The organism is Eggerthella sp., from assembly GCF_048329335.1.
Classification (GTDB): domain Bacteria; phylum Actinomycetota; class Coriobacteriia; order Coriobacteriales; family Eggerthellaceae; genus Eggerthella; species Eggerthella lenta.
In genome coordinates this window covers 1-2654 of sequence record NZ_DBFEGU010000081.1, presented here as the reverse complement: position 1 = coordinate 2654, position 2654 = coordinate 1, and the positions used below count along the sequence as shown (strand labels likewise).

General features: G+C 66.0%; 2 protein-coding genes. Both read right to left on the bottom strand.

All coding sequences use genetic code 11. From position 1 onward, the window contains the following. Positions 1 to 918 (bottom strand): cysteine desulfurase family protein (locus ACMO6A_RS02560; protein ID WP_418470734.1); only part of this gene is annotated, 918 nt, incomplete at its 3' end. A 10-nt stretch (positions 919 to 928) separates the two neighbouring features. Further along, a partial coding sequence (locus ACMO6A_RS02555; protein ID WP_418470733.1) for a DUF4982 domain-containing protein occupies positions 929 to 2654 on the bottom strand: 1726 nt, incomplete at its 5' end.

Here is a 2654-nt window from a genome sequence, read left to right as displayed (position 1 = left end):
GTCCAGCTGGTAGGTCAGCCGCTGGCCGCTGCGGCCCGGGATGCCGATGCTCAGCAGACCCGGCAGGCCGTCGGCGGGGGTGTGCAGCCGTGCCTCGGGCCGGGCGGCGTGCAGCGTCTGCCAAAACTCGTCGGCCAGGGCGCGCTTTTTGGCGGCGCGCTGGCGGCGCTCGGCGCAGGTGATCTTGAACGCTGCGGCCAGGCCCGCAATCAATGCCGCGGGCTCGGTGCCGGGGCGTAGGCCGTACTGCTGGCTGCCGCCGTAGATCAGCGGGCGCAGCTTGCGCGGCTCGTGCACATACAAAAAGCCGATGCCCTTGGGCCCGCCGAACTTGTGGGCCGATGCCGACAGAAAATCGATGCCGTCCAGCGGGATGGACAGGTGCCCCGCAGCCTGCACGGCATCCACATGCAGCGGCACGCCTGCCTCACGGCAGAGCGCCGCCAACGCGGGGATGTCCTGCACGACGCCGACCTCATTGTTGGCATATTGCAAACTGACCAGATCGGGGTGAGCCGTCAGGGCGCGGGTCAAGCTCTCGGACACAATGCGACCGAACCCGTCAACCTCCAGCGTCGTCATGCGGCCGCCGTCGTCTTGGATTGATGCGCAGGCGTTCAGAACCGAGTGATGCTCGATGGGGGATGTGACCACATGGCCGCCCCGAGGCACCGTGCCGCGGATGGCCCAGGTGTTGCTCTCGCTGCCGCCGGAGGTGAAAAACACATGATCGGGGGTGCAGTCCAGGTTCTCTGCCACGGTCTGCCGTGCTTTTTCCACGGTTTGCTTGGTGTGCAGGGCGCTGCGGTAGAGCGCTGCGGGGTTCGCGTACGCTTGGTACGCGGTGTACATCGCTTCCATCGCCAAGGATTCAATGGGCGCGGTGGCGGCGTGGTCCGCATAGATTTCGTGGTTCATGGGTATCGCCTCAAATAAACGTGAAGTTGTCAAAATCAAACTGCGTGCCGGGCAGGAACAGGAACGTCACCTGCCGCGCACCCGTGACGGGCGCAAACGTGAACGTCTGCTCGCCCCAGTCGGCCTGCGGGCCGAACTCGACGACGCGGCGTTCGGGCTCGCCGCCGTTCTCTGCGGCAAACAGCAGGTGTACGGTATTGGCGGGCAGGGGACTGCGGCCCGTGATGCGGATGCCGCGACAGCCCGTTTCGCCAAAGTCCATGCGGTCAAACACCAGCGAGACATTGTTGCCGATGCCCAGCACGCGTGCGCCGTCGCGGGTGAAGGAGTCGCCGTAGACGGAATCGCACGCGCCTGCGGCCAGCGTGTCCCACGCGCGGGAGCGGCGGGCAAACGTGAAGCCCTTGATGTGGACCTTCACGTTCAACTCGACGGCAAACTTGCCGATGCCGCGCAGGATTTTATCCAGTTTGAAGGTGCCGGGCTGGTAAACGTTCCACTGCTTGGGCTTGTGGTAGATGCGCTCGCCGATCATTGTGCTGCCCTCGGCGTAGGGCTCGCCGTCCCAGAAGCGGAAGGTCGTCGGCGCACCGTCCAGGGCGAAGATTGGCAACTCCACCGTGTCTGCGCCGTCGGGGCCGAAGTCGATGTCATCGAACAGCACCCAGCTGCGGCCCGTGCGGGAAGTGGAGACGCCGCGCTCGTTGCCGTTGCCGATATCGCCGAAGGACGCATCAAAACGGCTGGCCGAGATAAACTCATAGGGGTTCTTGTGCAGCTGGCCGACGCCCGAGATGGACAACTCCAGCTGGGAGATCAGCTGCGGCGCGTCGTGGCCGTTGCGCACCAGGGCACGGACCCGCAGCGTACCATCGCCCAAGGCGGTCACGGTCAGTGTGTCGCCGTCTGGCTGCATGGCCGCGTTCACGGCAGGCACGCCCCTGTCGTCGGTCAGCTGCCACTCAATGTCGGTGAACGTCGCATCGGCGGGGCGGCGGGCGGCGGTAATGTGGGTTACGGGGTGCTCCTTGTCCAGCGCCGTGCGCTCGGCGGTCAAGGCCAGCTTGCGCACGGGGATCTCCTGCGTGCTGCCGTTGAATTTCATCGACGACAGACGGCGGCGGACGGGGCCTTCAAACGGGGCGGCGTTCAACGTCAGCACGGCGGGGCGCAGGCCCGGGGCCGTGACTTCCACGGTAATCGTGCCCGTGCGGCCGCTGCCCGCCACGACGGTCAGCAGCATGCCGCTGAAAAGACGGCGGCTGTCGGTCTGGTACTCGTCGGGGTCGGCGCTGTCGCCGTTGTCCAGGCCCACCAGCACGCCTGCGCCGTTCACGCGGACCGTCACGCGGTCGTTTGCGTTGCGCACGGGGCTGCCGTTTTTGTCGCAGGTCGTGATCGTGATAAACGCCAGCTCGCGGCCGTCGCCGGAGATCGTCTTGCGGTCGGCCTGCAGGCAGACCATGGTGCTGTCGCCGAAGGAATCCTGTTCATCGGTGGCAACGACCGTGCCGTTTTCATCGTAGGCCACGGCCTTGACGCTGCCGGGGCGGTAGGGCGTCTGCCAGTTGGCGGTGCGGCCCTTGGCGTGGTCCGGCACCTTGCGGCCAAGGCTCTCACCGTTCACAAAAAGCTCGACGCTGTGCGCATTTGTGCAGGCGCATAGGTCAATCATCTGCCCGTCGTTGAAGTCCCAGTAGGGGAACAGGTGTACCATCGGGTGGGTCGTGGGGTCG